The following is a 22,500-nucleotide window of genomic DNA, read 5'->3' on the forward strand; positions in this document are numbered from 1 at the left end:
AGTACGAGAGGACCGGGATGGACGCACCGCTGGTGTACCAGTTGTCTTGCCAAAGGCATCGCTGGGTAGCTATGTGCGGACGGGATAAGTGCTGAAAGCATCTAAGCATGAAGCCCCCCTCAAGATGAGATTTCCCATAGCGTCAAGCTAGTAAGAACCCTGAAAGATGATCAGGTTGATAGGTCAGAGGTGGAAGCACGGTGACGTGTGGAGCTGACTGATACTAATCGTTCGAGGACTTAACCATATTTAAAAGGCGAACTTGTTTTACTTTCTTCTTCAAGCATTATCTAGTTTTGAGGGAATGAGAATTTTCTCTAGTTAAATAGTCTGGTAATTATGGCGAGAAGGCCACACCCGTTCCCATACCGAACACGGAAGTTAAGCTTCTCAGCGCCGATGGTAGTTGGGGCAGGCGCCCCTGTGAGAGTAGGACGTTGCCAGGCAAAACGAAGAACAACCTGATTTGGGTTGTTCTTTTTTTGTGTTATTCTGAGTGAAGGGGATGACAGTATTCATGATAACCGAAGATGTTGAAAAAGAGGAAAAATGGTCACCATGAAGCGTTCCATGGTGTTTCCCCATCAACCGAACACAGACAGACAGAGTAGTTTGGGTCGATTAAACCGTTCCATAACGAAATAAGCCCAGAAGGCATGGTTTGTGGCCCCGCGAGGCCGAACCTACGGCATTAGGACAGGAATCCAATGATGGCCGTAGGGTCAACCTTACCTTACTTAAAAGGCGAACTTGTTTTACTAACTTCTTTGAGCATTATCTAGTTTTGAGGGAATGAAAATTTTCTCTAAATAGATTAATTTATAAATTAGTCAAATGTAACATTAGCTCATTGGAAGTCTGCTCCTGCGGTAAAGCATATTCGAGGAAGATAATCTTCACCTCGTCGCAGGCCCGCAAGGAAGATTATTCAGTGTAGTAGGCCTGGTAATTATGGCGAGAAGGCCACACCCGATGACAGTGTTCATGATGACCGAAAACGCATAAAAAAGGAAAGAGGGTCACCATGAAGCGTTCCGTGGTGTTTCCCCATCGACCGAACACAGACAGACCGAGTAGCTTGGGTCGATGAACCAGGTCCCCCACCGACCGAACCAAGATGGAAAGAGAGTTTGGGTCGATTAAACCGTTCCATAACGAAATAAGCCCAGAAGGCATGGTTTGTGGCCCCTGCGAGGCCAACCTACGGCATTAGGACAGGAATCCAATGATGGCCGTAGGGTCAACCTTACCTTACTGCTAAGGATGATTGTATTAATTATTCATTAAGTACTGATAAATTAAGTAAGGTCCTTTTTGCTGGGTTATATCTAAGAAAGATTTGATAAATGGATAGTCCTTATTGGGCATCATTTTCGTTAGTTCACTCCACCATTCCGTTTCATATCGTGCAATCATACTTAAGTTATATAGTAATAAATAATGTATCAATAGCTCAGGAAAGAGAAAAAACTCATCCTTTTTGAGTGGCAATACATAAGAGTCAGTTTCAAGATTATATTTGATTGGTGAACATGGCTTGTAAGAACTAGGAGTTTCTTGAAACAGCAGCCCCTCATTTAAAAATTCAATTTGATTGCTTGATTTTGAAGTAAGAAACTCCTTAAATCTTGCCTCCGTCATATGATAATGATCCAATATATTTTCTGGTATTGCCATATGATCCTGGTGTGTATATATTTGTATAAATGTATTTTTACCTTCATTTAAGACAAATAAGCCATCTAATTCTGGAATAAGTTGGAGCAGTGCCTCCATGGAAGCTTTATCACCTTCTAACTGTTTCATATGAAACAGTTTTTCAGATATAAAAGGAAAAAGTCCATTTTTTTGAAACTTAACTTCGTCCTGAAAGAATTGGTAATTTTGCTTTTTTCGCTTTCTTGTTGATACACCATGTGCCAAAACAGAAGTGGATTCTGGGTAATTTGGGTCAATAGAAAGAATGCATGCCTTTATTAAGTGTACAAAACCGTAAAATAAAAGAATAGGCTTTAAGATAAGCGGTGATTTTTCTGCCTGCTCATAATAAATTTGGCCATGCTCCAGATAGTAGAGAAAGGCATAACAGTTTTCATAGCTTTTTTGTTCTGGATTATCCAGGTTTCGCTTTTTATAATTGTTATTTAAAAATCGCTGGCAGTAGTCTGCAGAAAAAAAACTTGCATAGCTTTTCCAGCCCGTAAATTGAATAGCCACTATAGTTCCCCTCTTTTTCAGAAAAATTAGATTAAATATTCATCCTTGACAGTATTTTGTCCAATTGGTAATCTACAATTAAAAAATTTTTTCCTGGAGGCCATTTAAAATGTGGGAGAGCAAATTTATAAAAGAAGGTTTAACGTTTGATGATGTATTATTGATCCCTGGTAAGTCGGAAGTTTTGCCGCGTGATGTAAGTTTGCAAGTGGAATTATCAGAAAATGTAAAACTGAATATCCCAATTATTAGTGCAGGCATGGATACCGTGACTGAGGCAGAAATGGCAATATCAATGGCTCGACAGGGCGGATTGGGAATCATTCATAAGAATATGACAATTGAACAGCAGGCAGAGCAGGTAGAAAAGGTGAAAAGATCTGAGAGTGGCGTAATCACTGACCCATTTTTCCTTACACCGGAGCACCAAGTTTATGATGCAGAGCATCTCATGGGTAAATATCGTATATCAGGTGTGCCAATCGTAAATAACTTTGAAGAGCAAAAGCTTGTTGGAATCATCACCAATAGAGATCTTAGGTTTATCCAAGATTATTCTTTTAAAATTTCTGATGTAATGACAAAGGAAAGTTTAATTACTGCATCAGTAGGAACGACATTAAAAGAAGCGGAAGAAATTCTTCAAAAACATAAAATTGAAAAGCTACCACTTGTGGATAATGATGGTGTTTTAAAGGGATTAATTACCATAAAGGATATTGAGAAGGTAATTGAATTTCCTAACTCTGCGAAGGACAAACAAGGTCGTTTATTAGCTGGTGCAGCAGTCGGGGTAACCAAGGATACGATGCTCCGTGTTGAGAAGCTGGTAAAGGCCAATGTTGATGTCATCGTTGTTGATACAGCACACGGGCATTCAAGGGGCGTACTGGATACGGTAAGTGAAATTAGAGCCAGCTTTCCAGAGTTAATTATTATTGCCGGTAATGTAGCTACAGCGGAGGCTACGAGGGCTTTAATTGAGGCAGGTGCCGATTGTGTTAAGGTTGGAATTGGTCCTGGATCAATTTGTACAACCAGAGTCGTGGCTGGCGTAGGCGTACCGCAAATTACAGCTGTCTATGATTGCGCTACAGAGGCTCGTAAACACGGTAAGGCGATTATTGCAGATGGCGGGATTAAATACTCAGGCGATATTGTTAAGGCGCTGGCAGCGGGTGGTCATGCTGTTATGTTAGGAAGTCTTCTGGCTGGAGTATCAGAAAGTCCTGGAGAAACGGAAATTTTCCAAGGACGGCGCTTTAAGGTTTATCGTGGCATGGGCTCAGTTGCTGCAATGGAAAAGGGTTCAAAGGATCGTTATTTCCAAGAAGATAACAAAAAGTTTGTCCCTGAAGGAATCGAAGGTCGCCTGCCATATAAAGGGCCATTATCAGAGACAATTTACCAATTAATCGGCGGATTGCGTTCTGGAATGGGTTATTGCGGTACGAAGGACCTAGATGCATTAAGAAATCAGGCTCAATTTATCCGGATGACAGGTGCTGGGTTACGCGAAAGTCATCCGCATGATGTCCAGATTACAAAAGAGGCACCAAATTATTCCTTATCTTAAGCCAAAATACTTAAAGGCTGCTAACCTCGTGTTAGACAGCCTTTTTTTATGAAAGCAAAAAAACATCTGCTAAGAGTATCGAATTTAATCTGAAGTAACATATGCTTGGAAATTATCAGTAAAAGTGATTCGTTTTGAGGTTAGATTAAAGTAATTTGATGAAGGGTTCCATGTATGTGAATCATCACCATGTCTGATATAGGCAAAATTATTTCTGCTTGTGGAATAGATCCGATAGCCTTTCGCTCGACATCTTGTGGTAAAGCTCAAACCCTCACCAACGTTCTTATTCGGAAAAGGTACCTTTTCCATTACCTCTTTCTTTGCCATAATCGTTCCTCCTTGAAGGATCGATACTGGCTTGTGTTCTCTTTTGGGAAATCGGAGCCTTAGCTCATTCGTCAGGGAATTATACATATAACAGGTACGTTTCCCCACCACATCAGCTTTCTTATTTTCAAACGTGTCCATTGCCTCAGTTAAAAACAATGAACTATAATAGTCATCATCATCAAATTTTGCTATATATCCATATTTTGCTTTATTGACTCCAAAGTTAAGACAGCTTCCTAGCGTAATATGTTCTGAAAGTTGATAAATGGAAACTTGGCTATACTTTTTTGAAAACTCTTTCCACTCCAGAAGATTCATTGAGTCATTATTTAAAATAATGATTAGTTCCTTTTCTGGCCAGATTTGATTTTCGTAGCTTAAAAAAACATTATCGATATTTTCCAGTCTGTTAGTGACAGTAACAATGGATACTCCCTTGTCCTTATTTTGTTGTGTTACATCATTCAAATATGCCCCAACCTTTCTGAATGAGTATTGCTCCTATATCCTATTCAATTTGTGGAGACATGCTTAGGTATTAAACTATGCAGTGATTTGTATTTCCTCTTTTACCACCGATTTTTTTTAAAGTAGTTGATTTGTACTTTTTTATTATGAATTTCTTAATCCTTTGATTAAAATTTCAATCACTTCAGGGCGGCTAAACTCCGGTGGGGGGGTAATACCATTATGGAGCATTTCTCGGACCTTTGTACCAGATAGATGCAAATGGTCTTTTAGGTCATGAGGACACGTTTTACTTGAAGCCATACTTTTGCATTTTGTACAATAAAAGCTATGTTCAAAAGAAAGAATCATGATGCCAATCTCTTCAAAGCTAAATTGTTTAAAGATTTTTTGTGCATCATAGGTTCCGTAATAATTACCAACTCCAGCATGGTCTCGTCCAACGATGAAATGTGTACAGCCATAATTTTTTCGAACTAGGGCATGAAATATAGCTTCTTTGGGCCCAGCGTACCTCATGGATGCGAGAAATACACCTAAATATACACGGTCATTAGGATAATAGTTTTTTAGTAAAACTTCGTAACTTTTCATCCGAATGCCTGCTGGAATATCATCCGATTTTGTTTCACCAACTAAGGGATTTAAAAACAAGCCGTCAACGATTTCTAGTGCTGTTTTTTGGATATATTCATGTGCTCTGTGAACAGGATTTCTCGTTTGGAAACCTACCACTGTGTTCCAATTCCTTTTTTCAAATTCTTTTCTTATTTCCAATGGTGTTTTGTAGTGGCGGTTAAAATCAGGGTGTTTGGCTGGGATTTTTGTTAATATAATTGGCCCAGCTGCATAAACATTGGGACGTTCAAACAGTTTTTTGACACCGGGATGATTGGGGTCTGTTGTTTGATACACCTTGTCTGCTTCCGCTTTTTTATTGGGGGTATATAGTTCTTGTAGTTCTAATACACCGAACGTTTCATTATGAAACGTCAGTTTTACCATTTCCCCTATCCTCAGCTTCTGTGCAGCCACTTCAGAAATGGGGAGGGTAATTGGGATGCTCCAAACAATCCCATTTGCCAATCTCATGTTCTGTATGACAGATTCATAATCTTCACTTCCTAGAAAACCACCTAGCGGGCTGTATGCTCCGTTTGCAATTAACTCTAAATCAGAAAGTGCCACTGCATCTAATTCAATTTCAGTTGAATGGGAGGAAAAATTGTAATTTAAGTCTATGTGATTTACTAAGGTGCCACCGTGAGGAGTACTTAATGTCATGATTATTCACTCCTTTATATTAAGTTCAAGTCGAATTTTATCAAAAAGGTAATCTAAGAGGATTTCTACGGATTTATCAATGGATAGTTTATTAGTATCAATAATAATTTCTGGATTCCTTGGCTCCTCATATGGCTGGTCAATTCCAGTAAAATGGATAATTTCCCCTTTTCTGGCTTTTTTATAAAGTCCTTTCGGGTCCCTGTTTTCACACTCCTGAAGTGAACATTTGATATAAACTTCAATAAATTCCCCTTGTTTAAAAAGTGCTCTTGCATTTAACCTCTCTTTTTCAAATGGAGATATGAGCGCAGCAATTACAACGATTCCAGCATCCACAAACAGTTTGCCTATTTCAGCTGTTCTCCTTATGTTTTCTTGTCTATCCTCAGCAGAAAATGAGAGATTCTTATTTATGCCATGACGGAGATTATCTCCATCTAACAAGTACACACTAATGTTTTTTTCGAATAATTTATGCTGAAGTCCATTGGCTATTGTTGACTTGCCTGAGCCAGAGAGCCCTGTAAACCAAATGATTATACTTTTATGGCCGTGTTGTCTTTCCCAATCCTCTTTTTTAATCGTTGATCCATGCCAGAAAACATTATTCTCCATCTCACCATTACTATTCAAGTACTCCGCCCCTTCCAAACATGTTTTTACCCATTCGATTATATGAATTGCTGTTCACAGTATGCAGGAACTAATTAAATGTGCAATTCAGTTTATGAATAAATGGATACAATGGAGACGGCATAAACAGAAAACAAGCACAAGCCTAGAGGTATTTAATGATCAACATTATTTTTTTGGCAAAATATCTAGTCCAACTTAACATGTGTTTACATAATATATAAAAGCATTTACAGTGTTAAACAAAATTTAATCCTAAAAGGATTAGATTGGAGAAATGAAAATGGAAATAGGGATTATTATTTTGGGGGTGTTTGTTGGTTTTCTTGTTGGTTTGACTGGAGTTGGAGGAGCATCACTTTTAACTCCGTTACTAATGCTGATTGGGATAAGCCCTGTTATAGCAATTGGGACCGACCTATTCTATAATTCCATAACTAAACTGTTTGGAACAATACAGCATTGGAGACAGAAGACAATTAATGGCCGGTTAGTTTTATATTTTTCTTTTGGCAGTATTCCAGGAGCAGTAATTGCCATCGTTTTACTAAAGGTTTTTGATTTTTATTTTGAAAATCTAGAGCTGATTATTAAGCACTCTATTGGGTATGTTCTTATTTTCGTATCTGCGGCAATGGTTTTTCAAAATTTTTTTAGTAATCATCTTGAAACTGGCCAAGTGGCGAAAAATCCAGTAGAAGGGAAAAAAGTGCTAACCATTCTGATTGGCTTCTTTCTTGGGTTTATTGTTGGGTTAACATCCATTGGATCAGGATCTTTATTTGCACTAGCAATGTTGTATATCTATCGAGTAAAAACATCGAAAGTAGTTGGAACAGATATCGCTCATGCATTTGGTTTAGTTACTGTGGCTGGACTCCTGCATGCAGGTCTTGGTAATGTCAATTTTCCTCTGGTGATAAATCTATTGGTGGGGTCAATACCAGGGGTCATATTAGGTAGTAATCTTTCCGCAAAGGTACCGGCAAAACCACTTAGATTCATTTTGGCAGTTATCTTATTCATTAGTGGTATAAAGATCATATAGTACAAAAATTAATTGATATTTTGGGAAGGGAGAAATGCCAATTGGTTACTATTATTACTCCTACGAATAAACCAAAAGAAATGGAAAATATATTTAATAATTTTTTACTCCAAGAATGGGAGAGTAAGGAACTGATCATTATTCTTAATCGAGATGATATGGAAATTGAACCATGGGAAATAAAAGCCAAAGAGTATGCCAATATTTCTGTGTTCCAACTTCCAGAAAGGATTACCTTAGGAGAATGTTTAAATTTCGCGGTCAGCAAAGCAACTTTCGATATTATTGCGAAATTTGATGACGATGATTATTATTCTCCGTATTATATAGCTCAGGCAATGCAAATATTTGAGGAAGAACAAGCAGATATCGTAGGAAAATCACAACTATTTACTTACTTTTTGAATAGAAAAAGTCTGAGTATCCGAAATTCTATCAATGTAATAGGCGGCGGGACTATTATGTTTCGAAAAAGAGTCTTTGAAAAGGTTCAGTTTCCAGCAAAAAACCTCGACGAAGACAGTATCTTTTTAAAAAAGGCAAAAAGACAAGGGTTTAAAATCTGTAGAACGAATCAATATAATTATGTATATATACGAAAGGACATACGTGACCATACATGGAAAGTATCTGAAGAACATCTTGAAAGAGTTTCATCTGAAATAATGATTACGGATAATTATGTTCCCCATGTAAATCAGGCTCCCTAAGTATGAAGGTGTAAGTATATATGGAACAATTAAACTACACGAAGAAATAAAAAGTAAAAAGGTGATTGATGGTTTCAATGCCATCATCACCTTTTTACTTTTCTTGGTCCCATAGAGAAGAATTTAGGTACTTAAAATATTCTTCCTTGAATGGATGCTTTGAGTTCTGTAGTTTATTGGGACCGATGAAATGAACAATGGCCGGGTTATCAATATGAATCATTTTCTGAATAACGATAGAGTAATTCCATTTAGGGTCCAGTTTAAGGCACTTATCATATAGGATGGCATTTAATGCATCTTGGTCTGGCCATTTAATTATTGTTGGATTATCTTCTATAAATTGGATAACTTTACTTGATATATTATTTTCCCGCCACTTTTGTAAATTGATTAATAAGACTCCAGAATTAAAATAAATTGACTTTGCAGGTATCGATAAAGCTTCTTTCCTTGTCTCATCAACTGCTTCCTCATCAACTCCTGCTAAGAAATAGTCATCAATATTAATATTCCATAACTTTGATATGTCTTCTCTTATTATTAGATCGCAATCAAGATAAAGTACTTTACTAATATCCTTGTCTAATAGCTCCGGAATAAGAATCCGATAATAGGCTTCTCTGGGCCAATATCTGACTTCAGGAAAAGAATACCTGTAATCATTATCGTTGATTGTGATGAATTCTACTTTTAAATTATACCTTCCCACAATTTTTTGTAGTTTCATTTTATTTTTTATTGAGAGGCTTCGCTCCATAATAAAGATATTTGGGTTGGTTCCTTCACCTATATTTTCCAATAGTGAATGTAACATTACTCCTAAGTATTTTGCATAACTATTATCTGTTGCCGTTACAATATACATTTTGAATCACCCCAATGTTTTGTTTAGTTAAATAATTATATGAAAGTGAACGATAATGTGCTTGGACATTACCTATACGGGGTAATAGAAGAAAAAGGGTGCCATAACAATGAAGCCGTTATCTTTATTTAAGTAACACCTTTAAAAGCGCAATATGACGTGTTAGTGTCCAAGCAGTCATAACAGATTCTTCATAATATAAAGGTATAAGAAAATTATTAGAAAAATAAATGAGGGGAATCTTCTAGAAAGATCTCTTACTACTAATATTCGAGGAGTGGAATAATGGATATTTTGATTTCCGCAGCTACACACCGTTCAGGATCAACAATGTTACAGCGAATTTTTAATGCAAGAACGGAAACTTTAATTTGGGGAGAGCATAATGGAGTTTTATCAGATTTTTGTAAAATCAAAAAAAAGCTAAATGATTACTCAAGCAAATTTAAAAACCAGCGGAGTATTTATTTTAATACTAATGAGAATTCATCCAATTGGATTGCCTCTATGAATCCATCCAATGAAGTTATTGATAATGCCTTTCACCAATCTGTGAAAGCTTTTTTAGATAATTTATATGCAGAACATAGTAATACCCATGATATTATTGGTTTTAAAGAAGTACGATACAGTCGAAATGAACTGGAATTATTCAGGAAATGCTACCCAGATGCCAAGATTATATTACTTGTCCGTGATCCTAGAGATGTATGGAAAAGCCATGATATAGGTTTTAGAAGAGCATTTTACAATAACTCCCTAATCAGGTTCACACAGAGATGGACAAATCATGTATCCAATTATATAGATTTTTCCAATAATGATCCTAATGCATACCTTGTTAAATATGAAGACATTATTGAGAGAAAACCAGAAACCTTAAATGTGATCTTAGATGTAGCTGAGATCACGATTGAAGAATTAAATAGCGTACTAAATGTTAAAATATCCGGACCTGTTAAAAAGGGGACGTGTGGCCCTAATGAACGAAGAATAATTGAAAACCGGTGTAGGGACGTGATGAAACAATTAAACTATTCTGTAGACCAAAATACTTAAAGGCTGCTAACCTCGTGTTAGACAGCCTTTTTTTATGAAAGTATAAAACAGCAATAAGCAAATTATAACCTAGGAAAATTAAAATAGTGTGCCAAAAATCCTATGTGCAAAAATAAAAATAGGCAGATACTATGTCTATTCTGGGGAATAGAACTATGTTAAAATAACGAGGGTGTAAATAAGACTTGGAGGGCTAAGAGTGAAGAAATGTTTTAAGCAAAAATATCTAGTTAGTTTATTAGTGTTTTTACTGATGATAGGCAGTATTCAGAACCCAGTAACCGCTGCAGAGCCTATTGATATAAATGCGTCGGCTGCAATCCTTGTTGATGCAGAGACTGGCAAGATTCTTTATGAGGAGAATTCCAAAACAGTACTGGGTATCGCAAGTATGACGAAAATGATGACAGAATATATTACGTTAGAGGCAATAAAAGAAGGAAAAGTTAAATGGGATCAAAAGTACACGGTTTCCCCTGAACTTTCAAAAATGTCTCATGATGAAGAATTAAGTAATGTTTATTTGCGTGTGGAAGAAAGTTATACGGTAAAAGATCTTTATGCTGCAATGGCTATTGAATCAGCAAACGCTGCAACAATTGCTATTGCTGAGGTTATTGCCGGAACTGAAGCGAACTTTGTAAAAATGATGAATGAAAAAGCAAAAGAACTTGGCTTGGAGCAATATAAGTTTGTAAACTCTACAGGTTTAAATAATCGTGAAATGCTAAAGCACTTTCCTGAAGTAGTTGGTGACCCTGATGAGGAAAATGTTATGTCTGCGAATGACGTGGCTGCATTGGCTTATCACCTAATAAAGGATTTCCCTGAGGTATTAGAGACTTCTAGTATCCCTGAAGCGATTTTTGCAAAAGGTACAAGAGATGAATTTGTTATGGATAACTGGAATTGGTCACTAGATGGGTATAAGGATCTTGCGAAGGATTACCCGAATTATCAACAATTTGTTTATGAAGGCATGGATGGCCTAAAAACAGGCTCAACTCTTTTTGCAGGATTCAATTTTACCGGAACAGCTGAAAGAAATGGTCAAAGATTTATTTCGGTTGTTATGAATACTTCGTCTCAAAGCCAACGTTTTATCGAAACAAGAAAAATCATGGATTATGCTTTTAATAATTTTGCTAAGAAGGAAATTGTACCGAAGCATTTCCAAGTTAAGGACAGTAAAACCGTACCAGTGATCAAAGGAAAAGAAAAACAGGTAAAAATATATACAAAAGAGGCAGTTAATTTAGTGGTATCGTCTGGGGAGGAAGGAAACTACCAACCCGTTTTAGTATTAGATAAAGAGAAAATAAATAAAAATGGTGAACTAACTGCGCCAGTAAAAAAAGGTGAGAAGGTTGGCTATTTAACAATTGAAGCTAAAAATGCTGATAAACTTGGTTTTGTTAGTGAAGAAGGACAAAATAAAATGCGTGTTGATGTTATCGCAGCCGAAGATGTTGAAAAGTCAAATTGGTTCGTGCTTATGATGAGAGGCATCGGTCATTTCTTTGGAGATCTTTGGGGTGGAATTTCATCAACCGTGAAGGGTTGGTTCTAAGGGAATAATTAACAAAGGGTTCTTGTCTTGACAGGAACTCTTTTTTGTTGCTTTAATAATCCTATAGGAACAGTCGAATTTTTCACTAAATTGGGTGAATTTCCTAAAGACGTAGATAAATTGATATTTATAATAGTGAAATGACTAGGGGGATTTACAATGAAAACAGGTACAGATCGAGTAAAGCGTGGAATGGCAGAAATGCAAAAAGGCGGCGTCATTATGGATGTTGTCAATGGAGAGCAAGCGAAAATTGCTGAAGAGGCCGGCGCTGTTGCGGTAATGGCACTGGAACGAGTACCTTCTGATATACGCGCAGCCGGTGGAGTAGCTAGAATGGCTGATCCAAGACTTACTGAAGAAATCCTGAAGGCTGTTTCTATTCCTGTTATGGCAAAAGCAAGGATTGGACATATCGTGGAAGCACGTGTATTAGAAGCAATGGGTGTGGATTATATTGATGAAAGCGAAGTTCTAACACCTGCTGATGAAGAGTTCCACTTAAATAAAAGGGATTATACTGTTCCTTTCGTCTGTGGCTGCCGTGACCTTGGTGAGGCTGCACGTAGAATTGGCGAAGGTGCTTCTATGCTCCGTACAAAAGGTGAACCAGGAACAGGCAATATCGTAGAAGCTGTTAGACATATGCGTAAAGTAAATGCACAGGTTCGTAAAGTAGTAGCAATGAACGAGGATGAATTGATGACGGAGGCAAAACTATTAGGTGCCCCTTATGAAATTCTTCTTGAAATTAAACGTCTAGGTAAACTTCCAGTTGTAAATTTTGCTGCCGGCGGTGTAGCAACACCTTCTGATGCAGCACTTATGATGCAATTAGGTGCAGACGGAGTATTCGTCGGTTCTGGCGTTTTTAAATCTGATAATCCTTTTAAGTTTGCTAGAGCAATTGTTGAAGCTACTACACATTATCAAGATTATAAATTGATTGCAGAGCTTTCAAAGAACCTTGGTGCACCAATGAAGGGGATTGAAATCTCTTCTATTGCACCAGGATCACGTATGCAGGACCGTGGCTGGTAAGGAGAATTATTATGGTGAAAATAGGAGTTCTTGCCTTACAGGGTGCAGTCCGCGAGCATATTCGTTCGATAGAAGAATGTGGAGTAGAGGCTATAGCCATTAAGAGAAAAGAAGAGTTAAAAGAGGTAGATGGTCTGATCCTGCCTGGCGGTGAAAGTACAGCAATGAGGCGCTTAATCGATAAATATGATTTTATGGATGCTTTAAAAGAATTTGCTGCCGATGGAAAGCCTATGTTTGGCACATGCGCGGGACTTATTCTTTTGGCAAACAATATCGTTGATTATAATGCGCCCCATATTGGTGTGATGGACATTACGGTTGAACGCAATTCTTTTGGACGACAACGGGACAGCTTTGAGGCCGACCTCGCAATTAAAGATGTTGCAGAAAGTTTTCCAGCCGTGTTTATCCGGGCACCTCATATCGTTGAAGCGGGTGCCGAGGTGGAAGTGCTTGCTAAACATAATGACCGCATTGTTGCCGCACGTGAAGGCCAGTTCCTTGGCTGTTCCTTCCATCCAGAATTAACAGATGACCATCGCATTACGGCCTACTTTGTAGAGATGGTGAAGGAAGCAAAAAAGAGGCATCTTGTATAATTTGGTTGCATTCGGTTGATAATTATAGTAAATTAAAAGAAAATATAGTGTGAAAGCAATGAGAGGAAATAGTATCAGGAATTTCATCCTTTAGAGAGCCGGTGGCTGGTGTGAATCGGTGGTTGATGCTTGTGAATCCCTCCTCGAGCAAGGTGCGGAACGCCCTAAAAGGGTCAGTAAGTGCTTTCGGTAGAAACCGTTAAATTTTTTTCAAGGTGGACAGTTTTTGTACTGTCAACCAGGGTGGTAACGCGGGTTAACTCTCGTCCCTGTTTTAGGGGCGGGAGTTTTTTGTCTTTTCTAGACATACTCTTTAGCACCTGTAAATGCTTAATGCTCAAATCATTTTCAAGAAGGAGTGGTACATATGTTAGATATTAAGGTTTTGAGAGCTAATTTTGCAGAAGTAAAAGAGAAGCTAAAATATCGCGGCGAGGACTTAACGGACCTTGGTAAATTTGAGGACCTTGATCAGCGTCGACGTGATTTAATCGTTGAAGCGGAACAATTGAAAAGTAAACGTAATGAGGTTTCACAGCAGGTTGCAGCATTAAAGCGGGATAAGGCCGATGCTGATCACCTTATCGCAGAGATGCGTGAGGTTGGAGATAAAATTAAACTATTGGATGAGGAACTGCGCAGTGTAGAAGAAGCACTAGAGCTTTTGCTTATGAGTATTCCTAATATCCCTCATGAAAGTGTTCCAATTGGTGAGACAGAAGAGGAGAATATTGAAATCAGACAGTGGGGTAAGGTTCGTGATTTTGAATTTGAAGCAAAACCACACTGGGATGTTGCTGATCATTTAGGAATTCTTGATTTTGAACGTGCGGGCAAAGTTACCGGCAGCCGTTTTGTTTTTTATAAAGGCCTTGGTGCTCGTTTAGAGCGGGCATTAATGAACTTTATGTTAGATCTCCATGTGGATGAACATGGCTATACTGAAATATTACCGCCATACTTGGTAAATCGTGCTAGCATGACGGGAACAGGCCAATTGCCAAAATTCGAAGAAGATGCTTTTTTAATTGAAAGTGAAGATTACTTCTTAGTACCAACCGCAGAGGTACCTGTCACCAATTTTCACCGTGATGAAATTCTAAAGGGAGAGGAACTTCCGATCCGTTTTGCAGCGTACAGTGCATGTTTCCGTTCTGAAGCAGGTTCTGCCGGCCGTGATACGAGAGGACTCATTCGTCAGCATCAGTTTAACAAAGTTGAGTTGGTGAAATTCGTGAAACCAGAGGATTCATACGATGAGCTGGAAAAGCTGACAAATGATGCAGAAAAAGTTCTGCAGTTACTAGAGCTTCCTTATCGTGTGTTAAGCATGTGTACGGGTGACTTAGGCTTTACGGCAGCTAAAAAGTACGACATTGAAGTTTGGATCCCTAGCTATGGTACCTATCGTGAAATTTCATCTTGTAGTAACTTTGAGGCCTTCCAGGCACGACGCGCCAATATTCGCTTCCGCCGTGATCCAAAGGCAAAACCGGAACATGTTCATACATTGAATGGCTCTGGTCTTGCGGTCGGCAGAACAGTCGCTGCAATATTAGAAAATTACCAGCAGGCCGACGGTACGGTGGTCATCCCTAAAGTTTTACGCCCTTATATGGGTAATAAAGAAGTAATTAAGCAATAATAGATATAAGGTGAAAAAATTTTAAAAAGATTTTTTCATGTGTTGACAGTGAAATAGATATATGATATTCTATTTCTTGTCGATACGGAGGAATACCCAAGTCTGGCTGAAGGGATCGGTCTTGAAAACCGACAGGCGGGTCATACCGCGCGGGGGTTCGAATCCCTCTTCCTCCTCCATTTTATAAATTAAAATGACATGCGCATAAAACTGGAGATAAACCCATTACAAGAAATTGTAATGGGTTTTTTATATTTTGGCTGTGTTAAAGGATAATGTTGATTGGAGCAGAAAGCGAAGTGCTTGGAGCTCCAATCAACAGACTAGTTAACAGCATCAAAAAAAAGCACATACTGGCATTAGCCAATATGTGCTTTTTCTATATTTAGTATTTCACGCAGTCTTTCATCTACTTCATTACAAACTCTAATTGCATCTTCTGGTCTTTTTACGACATCCGTGTAATCCATATCAATAATTAAAACTTCACTTGCATTGTAATTATTAATAACCCACTCGTCATAACCCTTCCAGACCTCAAAATAATACTCTTTCAGCTCAGGGTTTATTTCAAAGCTTCTTCCGCGAGCCATGATGCGATCAATGACAGTATCAAAAGAACCTTTCAGATACACCATTAAGTCAGGGGCTTTTTTAGGAAGCTCTTTTAGCTCTTCCATCATATTTTCAACTAGATCTTCATAAATTTTAAATTCAAGCTCAGAGATTCTGCCTAAGTTCTTATTCACATAAGCAAAATACCAATCTTCGTAGATGGAACGATCTTGAATCGTGTAGATAGGCTCTTTCCAGCTAACACAGTCTTTTACGGTTTTAAAGCGTTTATTTAAGAAAAACAATTGGAGGAGGAAAGGAATTCTCCTTGCGTCTAATTCTTCCGGCGTTAATTCATAGTAAAGCGGAAGAATTGGGTTATCATCAACCTCTTCGTAAAAAACCTTACTGTCTATCCCATTTCTTTGAAAGTGTGCATTCAATGTATCAGCCACACTTGTTTTTCCTAAACCAATCATACCACCAATAACGATACTCACTAACATCCCCCAATTTCTATATCGTGTTTGTCGTGCTGTTGTTCTTTAACGAGTGGGCAAGCTTTTTTATAATAAAGTCTAAATCCTCTTCATTTTGTACAAAATCTAATTCATCACCGTTAAAGCGAAGAACAGGTATTTCTGGGTGTGTACGCTCAAATTCCGTTATTGTTTGCTCATAGTCAAGTGATAGTTGTTCTAAATACAGAGGACTAATGTTTTTCTCCACTTCTCGACCTCTTAATTTAATTCGATTTAGCAGCGTATCAAGACTTGCATTTAGATAAATGATGACATTCGGTCGTGGCATGTCTACAGTTAAAAGTTGATAAATTTTGTAATATTTATCGTACTCGTCTGAATTAAGTGAACGCTGTGCAAAAATTAAATTCTTTAAAATATGGTAATCAGCCACAACTGACTTATTTTTGCTAAGGTAATGTGTATTAATATCCCCTAATTGCTTATAGCGATTGCAGAGAAAAAACATTTCCGTTTGGAAACTCCATTCCTCTATGTTGTCATAAAACTTTCCTAAAAATGGATTTTCATCAACAATCTCTCTTAATAATGCAAAATTGAAATGCTCTGATATGGCTTTTGCGAGAGATGTCTTGCCTACACCAATCGGCCCTTCAACGGTAATAAAGGGTGTGTACCCCATTGCATGTCCTCCTTCTCCAACTGCCTGCAATTTCTATATTTAACGAGTAATAAAGGGTTATTTCCTTTATTATTTTTGTCCAGCCTTGGGTTGATTTACCTCGGCTTTTGATGACACAAAGATTATTTTATCATAATCAACAAAGGAAGGGATATGGAAAATGTAGAAGAAGTAATTTTCATGACGAATATAAGAAAAAACTGCCGAATGGCGGCAGTTTTTTGTTAAAATATTTTTTACGCACGTTTTGTCACATTAAAGTTTTCTGTAATTAACAGCCAGTTTTGTGGAAATGCCAAACCAAGCTTCCAATAACTCATTCCTCTAAGATTCAATTCTTTAATTAAATTGAATTTTGCTTGAATAGAGCGGGCATCCTCAAACCAAACCTCATGCTGTTTTCCATCTTCAGCGGTGTATTTGAAGAAAGGAGCTTGAGCTTTTGGATCATATTGAATCGCCACATTGTGCTGTGCTGCAATCACAATGGCCTGCTGTGGACTAACAGCTTTAGCCACTGAGCCTTGAACAAAGGGCAATGTCCAATCGTAACCATATAGATTTTGCCCCATCATAATTTTATTTGAAGGCATTTCTGTAATGGCATATTCTAATACCTTGCGAACTTGGTCTATGGGAGACACAGCCATTGCGGGACCTCCACTATAGCCCCATTCATATGTCATAATGACAACAAAATCGACAATTTCCCCATGGGCTTTATAATCATGACCTTCATACCACTTTCCCTTTTGGGTCGCACTTGTTTTAGGAGCAAGCGCAGTCGATAACAGCCAGCCCTCTCTTTGGAATCTGGCTTTTGCTTTCCTCAAAAAGTTGTTATAGGCTTCACGGTCTGCTGGTCGCAGAAATTCAAAGTCTAAATGAATATCCTTAAAGCCATACTTTTTTGCTGTCGCTACGACATTATCTAAAAATCGATTTTGAATGGTCATATCATTTAACAAAATTCGACCTAACTCGTCACTGAATTGATCATTTTCCTGGTTGTTGATGACCATCATTAAGACATTTCGATTGGCCCTGGCGATAGCTGGGAAATTATTCAGTAGTGGTTCTTTTAAAGAACCGTCACGAAGGACTGTGAAGCTGAAGGGCGCTAGATAGGTTAAATATGGTGCTGCTTCACGTGCGCTGGTTTCTAGGTTAGGAGCAACCGTTGTACCGCGCGGCTCAACATAGGCATTAAACTCTGCATTTCTTTTTGGCCTTTGCGGAATATAAAGACGAAATCCTACATTAAGTGGTTGATTGACAGAAATTCGGTTTACCGTTGCGATTTGTTGATAGGGAACACCTACTTTTTGACCGATAGACCATAGACTGTCACCAGGCTGTACATAATAAAAGCTTCCTATGATTGGAATGACAAGTGATTGCCCAATGACAAGCTGATTTGGGTTGGGGATATCATTTGCTTCAATAAGATCATTAACCGTCGTCTGATAGGCCCTAGCAATCGTAGTTAATGAATCATTCCTTTGAATCACGTGAATTTGCATTTTATTCCCCTCCTAAGCCAATACACTACATCTATTCTATGAATGAGGAAGGAAATCCATGTTAAAATTATGAAAAAAGGAAAAGCTGACGTTTTAACTTTCTGTACGAAGGGAACGGTAGGATTATGGAAGCGGAAATGAATCTAGATGAATTTTATATGAAAGAAGCGATTAAGGAAGCAAAAAAGGCTGAGGAGTTAAATGAGGTACCTATTGGTGCGGTTATTGTAATTGATGGAAAAATTATTTCTAAAGCCCACAATTTACGGGAAAGTAACCAAAGTGCAATTGCCCATGCAGAATTATTGGCCATTGATCTTGCTTGTAAGAAATTGAACAATTGGCGGTTAGAGAATGCCACTCTTTACGTTACACTTGAGCCCTGTCCGATGTGTTCCGGTGCGATTATTTTATCAAGGGTAAAACGGGTTGTATATGGAGCAGTTGATCCAAAGGGCGGATGTGCAGGAACATTTATGAATCTGCTAGGGGACCAAAGGTTCAATCATCAGAGCGAGGTCACAAAGGGAGTGCTTGAGATAGAGTGCAGCCAACTGCTTTCAGATTTTTTTCGTAAAATACGAGAAATAAGGAAAAATGAAAAAAAGAAGAGAAAGGAAGCATCACTAACACCAGAAAAATTTACATAAATTTACATCTGATAAAGATTGATTTTTTTCGAGTTTATTAGTATACTAAAAAGGCGTCAAATATGGCGCCTGAAAATTTGGTATCAACTTTGCCGTGCTAGGTGGGGAGGTAGCGGTGCCCTGTACTCGCAATCCGCTCTAGCGAGACTGAATCCCTTCCCGAGGCTGATATCCTGTAGGGTCTGCCTTAAGTAAGTGGTGTTGACACCCGGGTCCTGCGCAATGGGAATCCATGAACCATGTCAGGTCCGGAAGGAAGCAGCATTAAGTGGACGCTCCCATGTGCCGCAGGGTTACCTGGGTCGAGCTAACTGCTTAAGTAGCGCCTATGGGTGTCAGTCGACGGAAGGTGCACGGCAGTTTATATTAAAATCAAACTCACCCTAGTTTACGGGTGAGTTTTTTGTTATACAATTTTCATTCATTTTTGGAAAAAGGAATATGAATACGTTATAATGATAAGGATGAAAAATTTGAAGGGGGCAATCGTTTATGGCTTATCAGGCATTATATCGTGTTTGGCGTCCTCAGCAATTTATTGATGTAGTAGGACAAGAACATGTGACTAAGACATTGCAAAACGCCCTGCTTCAACAAAAAATTTCCCATGCCTATTTATTCTCTGGGCCAAGAGGAACAGGTAAAACAAGTGCGGCAAAAATATTAGCAAAAGCAGTTAACTGTGAACATGGTCCTAATCTAGAACCGTGTAATGAGTGTGCATCATGTAAAGGGATAACAAATGGCTCGATTTCAGATGTTCTTGAATTTGATGCTGCCTCCAACTCTCGGGTGGAAGAAATGAGAGATGTTCTAGATAAAGTGAGGTTCGCTCCAACCTCGGTTAACTACAAGGTCTATATCATTGATGAAGTACATATGCTCTCAATTAGCGCATTTAATGCTTTGTTGAAAACCTTAGAGGAACCACCAAAGCATGTCATCTTTATTTTGGCGACAACAGAGCCTCATAAAATCCCACTAACCATCATTTCACGGTGTCAACGCTTTGATTTTAGACGCATCACAGCTCAATCTATCGTTGATCGGATGAAGTTAATCATTGAGGAGACGAAGATTGATTGTGATGAGGACGCCTTGAAAATGATTGCCAGAGCGGCAGATGGTGGGATGCGTGATGCACTAAGTCTTTTGGATCAAGCAATCTCCTTCAGCCAGGACCGTGTAACGGTTGATGATGCGTTGACAGTCACAGGTGCGGTCTCACAAGGATTTTTAAACAAGCTTGCAAAAGCGGTTGAGGAAAAGGATGTCGCAAGCGGCTTAGAAGCGTTAGATGAGCTATTGTTTCATGGTAAGGATCCCTCTCGATTTATTGAAGATTTTATTTTTTATTATCGGGATATGCTGCTTTATAAAACTGCGCCAAATTTAGAGGAATCACTTGAAAGAGTGTTGCTTGATAATGAATTTCGTGACATGGCTGAAAAAGTTCCGTATGAACAAATTTATCAGCTTATAGATTTACTAAACAAAACACAACAAGATATGCGCTGGACAAACCATCCGAGGATTTTTCTGGAGGTTGCAATTGTTAAGCTGTGCCAAACAGAAACAAAGCAGACAGAACAAGCTCCATCAGGGCAAATCAATCAGCTGCTTTCAAAAATTGAGCAACTGGAGCATGACATCCAGCAATTAAAGGTTCATGGTTTAGCAGTAGCACAGGAAGCCCCATCACAGGTGCAGAAGTCTGCTCCAAGAACCTCGAGGAAGGGCTTCCAGCCTCAAGTAGGCAAAATTAATGAAGTATTAAAGAGTGCGACAAAGAACAACTTAAATCAAATAAAAGGTAAATGGGGCGAAATGCTGGCGAAACTAATGAAGTCGCATGCTGCCTTGTTAAATGAGGCAGAGCCAGTTGCTGCTTCAGAAAATACCTTTATTTTAAAGTTTAAACATGAAATTCATTGCCAAATGGCTATGGATAATAACCGTTTTATTGAAACAGTTACACAAGCACTGCTGGAATTGACGGGAAATAGGTATCTGATGTTAGGTGTACCTGAAGAGAATTGGTTATCTATCCGAGAAAGTTTCTTAAGCAACCAGCATACAGATGAAGGGGAAGCATCGGTTTCTAAACCAGAGGAAGAACCTCATATAGCTGAGGCGAAAAATTTGTTTGGTGCTGAGTTTGTAGAAATAATTGACTAATAAAGTGGAGGTAATGGAAAATGATGCGTGGTGGAAATGGAAATATGCAAAATATGATGAAGCAAATGCAAAAGATGCAAAAAAAGATGGCAGAAGCACAAGAAAAACTAGGTGAAGAAAAGATTGAGGGAACAGCTGGTGGCGGTATGGTTACTGTTGTTGTAACAGGACATAAAGAGGTTGTTGACGTTAGAATTAACCCAGAAGCAGTTGACCCTGATGATGTTGAAATGCTCCAGGATCTTGTCCTTGCAGCAACCAATGATGCACTTAAGAAGGCTGATGATTTAACAAACAATACGATGGGGCAATTTACAAAAGGAATGAATCTCCCTTTCTAGGAAAGGAATAAGAAAAAAATGCATTATCCGGAACCGATTTCTAAGTTAATTGACAGCTTTATGAAGCTGCCGGGTATCGGGCCAAAAACGGCCGCTCGTCTGGCCTTTTTTGTCTTAAGTATGAAAGAAGATACCGTGCTTGATTTTGCGAAAGCACTTGTAAATGCAAAGAGAAACCTGTCGTTTTGTACTGTTTGCGGGCATATTACAGATAAAGATCCTTGTTATATATGTGAAGACCAGCGAAGGGATAAGAGTATTATCTGTGTCCTCCAAGATCCTAAGGACGTAATCGCTATGGAAAAGATGAAGGATTATACTGGTTTATACCATGTATTACACGGGGCTATCTCGCCGATGGATGGAATAGGTCCAGAGGATATTAATATTCCTGATTTGTTAAAACGACTTCAGGATGAAACCGTGCAAGAAGTAATTCTAGCGACGAATCCTAATATTGAAGGCGAAGCTACCGCAATGTATATTTCGCGGTTACTGAAGCCATCAGGGATTAAAGTTACTAGAATTGCCCACGGACTTCCTGTGGGTGGGGATCTTGAATATGCGGATGAGGTTACCTTATCAAAAGCGATAGAAGGCCGAAGGGTATTATAAACTCTACCGGGGGAATGACTATGTTTTTTCGGCGTAAAGGATGGCTGCGGAAAGAGTTTGATGAAAAACTCTTAACCCAGTTAAATAATAATAAAGAGCATTGGCAAAAGCAAAAACAATTATTAGATAGAAGCTTCGATGCCTCTGAGGAAGCTATTTGTCAGACAAAAGTTGCTCAAGTAAAGTACTACTTTCTATTAAAGGAAGCAAAACAAAGAAATGTGAGTATTAAAAGATAACCGACAAGCTATTGCTTTCCCAGTTCTATTACTGACAACTTGTACATATGTTGTTAGTAAAAAGGATTGGAAGGGGATAGCTTTTTTGGAACCCATCATAGTTGTTTCGGTTTTAGGCGGGCTTATTGTTATCTTATTACTCTTTGGGGCTCCTTTTAAGCCAGCTCGGTTCTTTGGC

22 protein-coding genes, 1 tRNA gene, 2 rRNA genes, 1 other RNA gene and 1 other annotated feature (2 of these 27 only partly in view) are annotated in these 22,500 nt (G+C 38.4%); of the genes, 18 read left to right on the forward strand and 8 right to left on the reverse strand.

Features of this window, described 5'->3' with window-relative positions; genetic code table 11:
* Both NSS81_RS12245 and rrf read left to right on the forward strand, forming a co-directional pair.
* Positions 1-247: ribosomal RNA gene (locus NSS81_RS12245) — 23S ribosomal RNA — on the forward strand (it extends 2,691 nt beyond the left edge of the window).
* Positions 248-329: 82 nt separating this feature from the next.
* A 5S ribosomal RNA gene (rrf, locus tag NSS81_RS12250) occupies positions 330-446 on the forward strand.
* A gap of 826 nt (positions 447-1,272) precedes the next feature.
* On the opposite strand, the gene NSS81_RS12255 is transcribed toward rrf, so the two are convergent.
* Positions 1,273-2,217 (reverse strand): YaaC family protein, encoded by a 945-nt coding sequence (locus tag NSS81_RS12255; protein ID WP_342433765.1) that lies wholly within the window; start codon positions 2,215-2,217, stop codon positions 1,273-1,275.
* 109 nt (positions 2,218-2,326) lie between these two features.
* Between NSS81_RS12255 and guaB the strand changes: the two genes are divergently transcribed.
* Positions 2,327-3,793: an IMP dehydrogenase gene (guaB, locus tag NSS81_RS12260; RefSeq protein WP_342433766.1), complete on the forward strand. Its 1,467-nt coding sequence runs from the start codon at positions 2,327-2,329 to the stop codon at positions 3,791-3,793.
* A gap of 84 nt (positions 3,794-3,877) precedes the next feature.
* On the opposite strand, the gene NSS81_RS12265 is transcribed toward guaB, so the two are convergent.
* The 3 genes from NSS81_RS12265 to cysC all read right to left on the reverse strand — a co-directional run bounded on the left by NSS81_RS12265 (position 3,878) and on the right by cysC (position 6,496).
* Complete coding sequence (locus tag NSS81_RS12265) at positions 3,878-4,594, reverse strand: glycosyltransferase family A protein (protein WP_342433767.1); 717 nt, start codon at positions 4,592-4,594, stop codon at positions 3,878-3,880.
* Between the two features lie 144 nt (positions 4,595-4,738).
* Complete coding sequence (gene sat, locus NSS81_RS12270; RefSeq protein ID WP_342433768.1) at positions 4,739-5,878, reverse strand: sulfate adenylyltransferase; 1,140 nt, start codon at positions 5,876-5,878, stop codon at positions 4,739-4,741.
* A 6-nt stretch (positions 5,879-5,884) separates the two neighbouring features.
* The gene (cysC, locus tag NSS81_RS12275) at positions 5,885-6,496 is read right to left on the reverse strand and encodes an adenylyl-sulfate kinase (protein WP_342434009.1); all 612 of its coding nucleotides are present in this window, start codon (positions 6,494-6,496) and stop codon (positions 5,885-5,887) included.
* A 301-nt stretch (positions 6,497-6,797) separates the two neighbouring features.
* Between cysC and NSS81_RS12280 the strand changes: the two genes are divergently transcribed.
* Entirely contained in the window at positions 6,798-7,562 is a 765-nt protein-coding gene (locus NSS81_RS12280; protein WP_342433769.1) for a sulfite exporter TauE/SafE family protein, read from the forward strand.
* A 41-nt stretch (positions 7,563-7,603) separates the two neighbouring features.
* On the forward strand, positions 7,604-8,272 hold the full coding sequence (locus tag NSS81_RS12285) for a glycosyltransferase (protein WP_342433770.1): 669 nt from the start codon (positions 7,604-7,606) through the stop codon (positions 8,270-8,272).
* Positions 8,273-8,366: 94 nt separating this feature from the next.
* Here NSS81_RS12285 and NSS81_RS12290 read toward each other — a convergent pair whose 3' ends face one another.
* Positions 8,367-9,140, reverse strand: a complete 774-nt coding sequence (locus NSS81_RS12290) for a glycosyltransferase family 8 protein (protein ID WP_342433771.1) — start codon at positions 9,138-9,140, stop codon at positions 8,367-8,369.
* 285 nt (positions 9,141-9,425) lie between these two features.
* Here NSS81_RS12290 and NSS81_RS12295 point away from each other — a divergent pair, with 285 nt between their 5' ends.
* From NSS81_RS12295 to NSS81_RS12320, 6 genes are all read left to right on the forward strand, one after another.
* Positions 9,426-10,199 (forward strand): sulfotransferase, encoded by a 774-nt coding sequence (locus NSS81_RS12295; protein WP_342433772.1) that lies wholly within the window; start codon positions 9,426-9,428, stop codon positions 10,197-10,199.
* A gap of 199 nt (positions 10,200-10,398) precedes the next feature.
* Positions 10,399-11,769: a serine hydrolase gene (locus tag NSS81_RS12300; RefSeq protein ID WP_342433773.1), complete on the forward strand. Its 1,371-nt coding sequence runs from the start codon at positions 10,399-10,401 to the stop codon at positions 11,767-11,769.
* A gap of 159 nt (positions 11,770-11,928) precedes the next feature.
* On the forward strand, positions 11,929-12,810 hold the full coding sequence (gene pdxS / locus NSS81_RS12305) for a pyridoxal 5'-phosphate synthase lyase subunit PdxS (protein ID WP_342433774.1): 882 nt from the start codon (positions 11,929-11,931) through the stop codon (positions 12,808-12,810).
* Between the two features lie 11 nt (positions 12,811-12,821).
* Positions 12,822-13,412, forward strand: coding sequence for a pyridoxal 5'-phosphate synthase glutaminase subunit PdxT (pdxT, locus tag NSS81_RS12310; protein WP_342433775.1), 591 nt, complete (start codon positions 12,822-12,824; stop codon positions 13,410-13,412).
* A gap of 49 nt (positions 13,413-13,461) precedes the next feature.
* Positions 13,462-13,686: a binding site (T-box leader), on the forward strand.
* 93 nt (positions 13,687-13,779) lie between these two features.
* On the forward strand, positions 13,780-15,057 hold the full coding sequence (gene serS / locus NSS81_RS12315; protein WP_342433776.1) for a serine--tRNA ligase: 1,278 nt from the start codon (positions 13,780-13,782) through the stop codon (positions 15,055-15,057).
* Between the two features lie 86 nt (positions 15,058-15,143).
* A tRNA-Ser gene (locus NSS81_RS12320) sits at positions 15,144-15,236 on the forward strand.
* Between the two features lie 180 nt (positions 15,237-15,416).
* Here the strand turns inward: NSS81_RS12320 and NSS81_RS12325 are convergent.
* The 3 genes from NSS81_RS12325 to NSS81_RS12335 all read right to left on the reverse strand — a co-directional run bounded on the left by NSS81_RS12325 (position 15,417) and on the right by NSS81_RS12335 (position 18,299).
* Positions 15,417-16,118 carry a deoxynucleoside kinase gene (locus NSS81_RS12325; RefSeq protein ID WP_342433777.1) on the reverse strand — a complete coding sequence of 234 codons (702 nt, stop codon included), beginning with the start codon at positions 16,116-16,118 and terminating at the stop codon, positions 15,417-15,419.
* Positions 16,119-16,128: 10 nt separating this feature from the next.
* Entirely contained in the window at positions 16,129-16,776 is a 648-nt protein-coding gene (locus tag NSS81_RS12330) for a deoxynucleoside kinase (protein ID WP_342433778.1), read from the reverse strand.
* A 236-nt stretch (positions 16,777-17,012) separates the two neighbouring features.
* Positions 17,013-18,299 carry a glycoside hydrolase family 18 protein gene (locus NSS81_RS12335; protein WP_342433779.1) on the reverse strand — a complete coding sequence of 429 codons (1,287 nt, stop codon included), beginning with the start codon at positions 18,297-18,299 and terminating at the stop codon, positions 17,013-17,015.
* Between the two features lie 137 nt (positions 18,300-18,436).
* Between NSS81_RS12335 and tadA the strand changes: the two genes are divergently transcribed.
* The 7 genes from tadA to NSS81_RS12370 form a co-directional block, all read left to right on the forward strand.
* Entirely contained in the window at positions 18,437-18,949 is a 513-nt protein-coding gene (gene tadA / locus NSS81_RS12340; RefSeq protein WP_342433780.1) for a tRNA adenosine(34) deaminase TadA, read from the forward strand.
* A 92-nt stretch (positions 18,950-19,041) separates the two neighbouring features.
* Positions 19,042-19,306, forward strand: an RNA gene (gene ffs / locus NSS81_RS12345) — signal recognition particle sRNA large type.
* 135 nt (positions 19,307-19,441) lie between these two features.
* Positions 19,442-21,127 (forward strand): DNA polymerase III subunit gamma/tau, encoded by a 1,686-nt coding sequence (dnaX, locus tag NSS81_RS12350; protein ID WP_342433781.1) that lies wholly within the window; start codon positions 19,442-19,444, stop codon positions 21,125-21,127.
* Positions 21,128-21,147: 20 nt separating this feature from the next.
* Entirely contained in the window at positions 21,148-21,468 is a 321-nt protein-coding gene (locus tag NSS81_RS12355; protein WP_342433782.1) for a YbaB/EbfC family nucleoid-associated protein, read from the forward strand.
* Between the two features lie 18 nt (positions 21,469-21,486).
* Positions 21,487-22,083 carry a recombination mediator RecR gene (recR, locus tag NSS81_RS12360; RefSeq protein WP_342433783.1) on the forward strand — a complete coding sequence of 199 codons (597 nt, stop codon included), beginning with the start codon at positions 21,487-21,489 and terminating at the stop codon, positions 22,081-22,083.
* A gap of 20 nt (positions 22,084-22,103) precedes the next feature.
* Positions 22,104-22,322: a YaaL family protein gene (locus NSS81_RS12365; protein ID WP_342433784.1), complete on the forward strand. Its 219-nt coding sequence runs from the start codon at positions 22,104-22,106 to the stop codon at positions 22,320-22,322.
* Between the two features lie 85 nt (positions 22,323-22,407).
* Positions 22,408-22,500, forward strand: partial view of a pro-sigmaK processing inhibitor BofA family protein gene (locus NSS81_RS12370; protein ID WP_342433785.1) — the start only. It continues 171 nt past the right edge of the window; only the first 93 of its 264 coding nucleotides appear in the window; its start codon is at positions 22,408-22,410; its stop codon lies beyond the right edge, outside the window.

It is taken from the genome of Neobacillus sp. FSL H8-0543 (genome assembly GCF_038592905.1).
In the GTDB taxonomy this organism is placed as follows: Bacteria; Bacillota; Bacilli; order Bacillales; family Cytobacillaceae; genus Neobacillus.